We start from the raw sequence: 6,203 nt of genomic DNA, 5'->3' as shown, positions 1-6,203 counted from the left end.
GTGTGTAAATAGTTACTACCTTTGCGTCCCGCTTGGGAGGCTAAGCAGGGAGGTTCTTTAAAAAGAGAAAGCAAAGGGTGTTAAGCGAGGAGCTTTTGACCGGAAGCGAAAGGAAGGAGCAGGGTGTTAAAGCCTGGCGGAAACCTGGGCGCTGAGGACTGAAAGCTGCTTAACAGGAGCGCTGAAAAAAAGTTTAAAAAATCTGAAAAAAGATTTTGGAAATTAAAAAAGAGTTTGCACCTTTGCAGTCCCCAAACGGGGGAGATGAGTGAGAGAGAAAAACGGCGAATGCGCAAGGCAGAGCCGGAAAATTGAAAGAAAGGCAGCGAGAAAAAAAAGTAAAATATTTCTTGCGGGAATGAAAAAAGATTCTCACCTTTGCAATCCCGAAACGAAGGGACGCTTAAAAGAGCAAAACACACAAGCCCAGGCGCAAGGCCGAAAGCTTCAAAACATGACAGATTGATTAACCAGCCGACCGGATCCGAAAGGAGAAGAGAAGGCAGCTAAGGTTAAGAAATTATATAGCGGAACCGGGATGGGGAAGCGGCAAAGTTCTTTAAAGAAATGTCTAGTAGTATAACGAGTAAAACGGATAACAACGTTACTCGTAACGACAACAAAATTATCCAGTCAATTTCACAAATAGCAATATTGGTTCGGTAGCGATACCGGACATCAAAACGATTCTATTTGAAATAAAGTAGAGTCAGAGATTACTTCATTATACAATGGAGAGTTTGATCCTGGCTCAGGATGAACGCTAGCGGCAGGCCTAATACATGCAAGTCGAACGAGATTGAGGAGCTTGCTCTTCATGAAAGTGGCGCACGGGTGCGTAACGCGTATGCAACCTACCTTAATCAGGGGGATAGCCTCTCGAAAGAGAGATTAACACCGCATAAAATCACAAGCTGGCATCAGCAAATGATCAAATATTTATAGGATTAAGATGGGCATGCGTGTCATTAGCTAGTTGGTGAGGTAACGGCTCACCAAGGCGACGATGACTAGGGGATCTGAGAGGATGACCCCCCACACTGGTACTGAGACACGGACCAGACTCCTACGGGAGGCAGCAGTAAGGAATATTGGTCAATGGGCGCAAGCCTGAACCAGCCATGCCGCGTGCAGGAAGACGGCCCTACGGGTTGTAAACTGCTTTTGTCAGGGAATAAACCCCAGATCGTGATCTGGGTTGAATGTACTTGAAGAATAAGGATCGGCTAACTCCGTGCCAGCAGCCGCGGTAATACGGAGGATCCAAGCGTTATCCGGATTTATTGGGTTTAAAGGGTGCGTAGGCGGCCTATTAAGTCAGGGGTGAAAGACGGTGGCTCAACCATCGCAGTGCCTTTGATACTGATAGGCTTGAATAAACTTGAGGTAGGCGGAATGTGACAAGTAGCGGTGAAATGCATAGATATGTCACAGAACACCAATTGCGAAGGCAGCTTACTAAGGTTTAATTGACGCTGAGGCACGAAAGCGTGGGGATCAAACAGGATTAGATACCCTGGTAGTCCACGCCCTAAACGATGAACACTCGATGTTAGCGATATACAGTTAGCGTCTAAGCGAAAGCGTTAAGTGTTCCACCTGGGGAGTACGCCCGCAAGGGTGAAACTCAAAGGAATTGACGGGGGCCCGCACAAGCGGAGGAGCATGTGGTTTAATTCGATGATACGCGAGGAACCTTACCCGGGCTTGAAAGTTACTGAATGATTCAGAGATGAATCAGTCCTTCGGGACAGGAAACTAGGTGCTGCATGGCTGTCGTCAGCTCGTGCCGTGAGGTGTTGGGTTAAGTCCCGCAACGAGCGCAACCCCTGTGAATAGTTGCCAGCATGTAATGGTGGGGACTCTATTCAGACTGCCTGTGCAAACAGAGAGGAAGGAGGGGACGACGTCAAGTCATCATGGCCCTTACGTCCGGGGCTACACACGTGCTACAATGGATGGTACAGAGGGCAGCTACATAGTAATATGATGCCAATCTCAAAAAGCCATTCACAGTTCGGATTGAGGTCTGCAACTCGACCTCATGAAGTTGGATTCGCTAGTAATCGCGTATCAGCAATGACGCGGTGAATACGTTCCCGGGCCTTGTACACACCGCCCGTCAAGCCATGGAAGCTGGGGGTACCTGAAGTATGTAACCGCAAGGAGCGTCCTAGGGTAAAACCGGTAACTGGGGCTAAGTCGTAACAAGGTAGCCGTACCGGAAGGTGCGGCTGGAATACCTCCTTTCTAGAGTGTGAAACTGACACTCGTTGTACTACTGATATTCTTTAATAAAAGATTAAAAGACGTTAGAAGTGAGACGTTAAGATGTGAGACGGAAAGTCAGAAAGGCCGGAAGTTATCACACTCTATACGTACTACTCACTACTAAAGAAGAAACCCAAAGATGAAGCCGTCAGGCTTTAGGTAAACCGAGAAGGGGATTTGATAAGAGTATCAAAGGTTTGTGAATGAGAAATCTCACTACTCAAATCTCACTGCTCAAATCAGCAACAGTCCCGTAGCTCAGTTTGGTTAGAGCACTACACTGATAATGTAGGGGTCAGCAGTTCAAATCTGCTCGGGACTACAAGACAACATCTAAGGGGAATTAGCTCAGCTGGCTAGAGCACCTGCCTTGCACGCAGGGGGTCAACGGTTCGAATCCGTTATTCTCCACGCTTGATCAGACGTGAGATATTAGACATGAGATATGAGACTTGCTCTCAGTACTCAATACTAACTACTCAATACTAATCAAAAACGTTCTTTGACATATTGGAAGAAGTAATTGAAAGAGAAAACAACAGTAGAGACGGTTGTTTCTGGAGATGAAAGATAGAAAGAGAAAGGAAGAAAGACTTCGGTCTTGGTTCTTTGATCCGAAGATCTTAATCAAAAAAAGCAATCTGATACAAAAGCATACCATGCGTAGCAAAAGGCGCATGAGTAGAAGAAAGTAAGAAAGGGTACACGGGGGATGCCTTGGCTCTCAGAGGCGATGAAAGACGTGATAAGCTGCGATAAGCTGCGGGGATTGGCAAATACGAATTGATCCGCAGATTTCTGAATGGGGAAACCTAACTAGTTGAAGACTAGTTGCATAAATGCGCGAACGTGCTGAACTGAAACATCTAAGTAAGCATAGGAAGAGAAAATAATAATGATTTCCTGAGTAGTGGCGAGCGAAAGGGAAAGAGCCCAAACCTACTTTGTTACGGCAAAGTGGGGGTTGTAGGACCACAACATGACTATCAAAATGAACCGGAACGGGGTGGGAAACCCGGCCATAGAGCATGAGAGCTGCGTACGGGTAAGTAATGATAAGCTAGTGGTATCCTGAGTACCGCGAGGTCGGAGACGCCTTGTGGGAATCTGCCGGCACCATCCGGTAAGGCTAAATACTCCTGAGAGACCGATAGTGAACCAGTACCGTGAGGGAAAGGTGAAAAGAACCCCGAACAGGGGAGTGAAATAGAACCTGAAACCGTGTACTTACAAGCGGTCGGAGCGGACTTGTTCCGTGACGGCGTGCCTTTTGCATAATGAGCCTACGAGTTACTCCTCTCTGGCAAGGTTAAGAGATGAAGTCTCGGATCCGAAGCGAAAGCGAGTCTGAATAGGGCGTATAGTCAGAGGGGGTAGACGCGAAACCTTGTGATCTACCCATGGACAGGTTGAAGGTGCCGTAACAGGTACTGGAGGACCGAACCGATAAACGTTGAAAAGTTTCCGGATGATCTGTGGGTAGGGGTGAAAGGCTAATCAAACTGGGAAATAGCTCGTACTCCCCGAAATGTTTTTAGGAACAGCGTGGATATTAAGTTTACTAGAGGTAGAGCTACTAATTGGGTGCGGGGGAGTCACATCCTACCAAATCCAGATAAACTCCGAATGCTAGTAAATATGATCTGCAGTGAGGCGCGGGGTGCTAAGGTCACGCGCCGAGAGGGAAAGAACCCAGACCATCAGCTAAGGTCCCTAAATTACCGCTAAGTTGAACTAACGAGGTCCGATTGCACAGACAGCTAGGATGTTGGCTTGGAAGCAGCCATTCATTTAAAGAGTGCGTAACAGCTCACTAGTCGAGCGATCGGGCATGGATAATAAACGGGCATCAAGTGGTATACCGAAGCTATGGATAGGGATTTATCTCTATGGTAGGGGAGCATTCTAATGGCGGTGAAGCTGACTGGTAATGGTTGGTGGAGCGATTAGAAAAGCAAATGTAGGCATAAGTAACGATAAGGCGGGAGAGAAACCCGCCCACCGAAAGACTAAGGTTTCCTGATCAACGCTAATCGGATCAGGGTTAGTCGGGGCCTAAGGATAATCCGAGTGGAGATTCCGATGGACAACTGGTTAATATTCCAGTACTTTTTATAACTGCGATGTGGTGACGGAGTAGTGACACTGACGCGAACTGACGGAATAGTTCGTTAAAGGCTGTAGGTATAGGACGAGTAGGCAAATCCGCTTGTTCTGCTGAAGGCTGATAGTACCGCAAGGCTTCGGCTGCGTGGATAGTTCAGGTAATCAGACTTCCAAGAAAACCCGCTAAGCTTCAGGTTATAAAAACCCGTACCGTAAACCGACACAGGTAGTCGAGGAGAGAATCCTAAGGTGCTCGAGTGAATCATGGCTAAGGAACTCGGCAAAATGGCCCTGTAACTTCGGGAGAAGGGGCGCTGTCAGCAATGGCAGCCGCAGTGAAAAGGCCCAGGCGACTGTTTAACAAAAACACATGGCTTTGCAAAATCGAAAGATGAGGTATAAGGCCTGACACCTGCCCGGTGCTGGAAGGTTAAGAGGGGATGTTAGTCGCAAGGCGAAGCATTGAATCGAAGCCCCAGTAAACGGCGGCCGTAACTATAACGGTCCTAAGGTAGCGAAATTCCTTGTCGGGTAAGTTCCGACCTGCACGAATGGTGTAACGATCTGGGCGCTGTCTCAGCCATGAGCTCGGTGAAATTGTGGTATCGGTGAAGACGCCGGTTACCCGCAACGGGACGGAAAGACCCCATGCACCTTCACTACAACTTAACATTGATATTGGGTACAGGATGTGTAGGATAGGCGGGAGATGTTGAAGCGGCTTCGCCAGGAGTCGTGGAATCAACCTTGAAATACCGCCCTTTCTGTATTCGGTGTCTAACTCCGCCAAGCGGAGGACATTGTTTGGTGGGTAGTTTGACTGGGGTGGTCGCCTCCAAAAAGGTAACGGAGGCTTTCAAAGGTAAGCTCAGTACGCTTGGTAACCGTACGGGGAGTGCAATAGCATAAGCTTGCTTGACTGTGAGACAGACAAGTCGATCAGGGTCGAAAGACGGATATAGTGATCCGGTGGTTCTGCATGGAAGGGCCATCGCTCAAAGGATAAAAGGTACGCTGGGGATAACAGGCTGATCTCCCCCAAGAGCTCATATCGACGGGGAGGTTTGGCACCTCGATGTCGGCTCGTCACATCCTGGGGCTGGAGAAGGTCCCAAGGGTTCGGCTGTTCGCCGATTAAAGTGGCACGCGAGCTGGGTTCAGAACGTCGCGAGACAGTTCGGTCCCTATCTGTTGTGGGCGTAGGAAAATTGAGTGGGGCTGACCTTAGTACGAGAGGACCGGGTTGGACTAACCTCTAGTGAATCTGTTATGGCGCCAGCTGTACTGCAGAGTAGCTATGTTGGGAATAGATAAGCGCTGAAAGCATCTAAGTGCGAAACTAGCCACGAGATGAGTTTTCCATTGAGGGTCGTGAGAGACTATCACGTTGATAGGCTACAGGTGTAAAGGTGGTGACATCATAGCCGAGTAGTACTAATTACCCGAAGCTTTTTTCATAGCAGATAACCTGTTGTTTTCTCTCCTTCAATCACTTCTTTCAATCATTGTCATTGTTGTAAAGTAATAAGTAGTAAGTTATAAGTCATAAGACTTTAACTCACCGCTTAAAACTGACAACATTAAAACATACTGAAGTAAAAGCGGAAGTCTTAAGCAAGGGAAACTTTGAACTTATATCTTTCAACTTTTAACTCAAGAACTTCAGGTGCCTATATCGGCGGTGTCCACCTCTTCCCATTCCGAACAGAGAAGTTAAGCCCGCCAGAGCCAATGGTACTGCCGTAACAGGTGGGAGAGTAGGTCGGTGCCACCCTTTATTTAAGCCCTTTATCAATCACTGATAAAGGGCTTTTTTTGTGAATAAA

1 protein-coding gene, 2 tRNA genes and 3 rRNA genes are annotated in these 6,203 nt (G+C 47.6%); all 6 read left to right on the top strand.

Translation table 11 applies throughout. The features are described from left to right. Positions 1-268 precede the first annotated feature (268 nt). The 6 genes from GS399_RS20360 (at position 269) to rrf (ending at position 6,151) form a co-directional block, all read left to right on the top strand. The gene (locus tag GS399_RS20360) at positions 269-466 is read left to right on the top strand and encodes a hypothetical protein (RefSeq protein ID WP_160846503.1); all 198 of its coding nucleotides are present in this window, start codon (positions 269-271) and stop codon (positions 464-466) included. 262 nt (positions 467-728) lie between these two features. Further along, positions 729-2,250 (top strand): 16S ribosomal RNA (locus GS399_RS20355). Between the two features lie 268 nt (positions 2,251-2,518). Further along, a tRNA-Ile gene (locus tag GS399_RS20350) sits at positions 2,519-2,593 on the top strand. A 15-nt stretch (positions 2,594-2,608) separates the two neighbouring features. Continuing rightward, positions 2,609-2,682 (top strand) — tRNA-Ala (locus tag GS399_RS20345). 273 nt (positions 2,683-2,955) lie between these two features. After that, positions 2,956-5,835 (top strand): 23S ribosomal RNA (locus tag GS399_RS20340). A 204-nt stretch (positions 5,836-6,039) separates the two neighbouring features. Further along, positions 6,040-6,151, top strand: a 5S ribosomal RNA gene (gene rrf / locus GS399_RS20335). The 16S, 23S and 5S rRNA genes sit together here with 2 tRNA genes alongside, the layout of an rRNA operon. Positions 6,152-6,203 lie beyond the last annotated feature (52 nt).

Origin of the sequence: Hufsiella arboris (genome assembly GCF_009834875.1) — a bacterium.
GTDB classification, from domain to species: domain Bacteria; phylum Bacteroidota; class Bacteroidia; order Sphingobacteriales; family Sphingobacteriaceae; genus Hufsiella_A; species Hufsiella_A arboris.
Note: the sequence above shows the minus strand (reverse complement) of the source record. Positions and strands in the feature narration are given on the sequence as shown.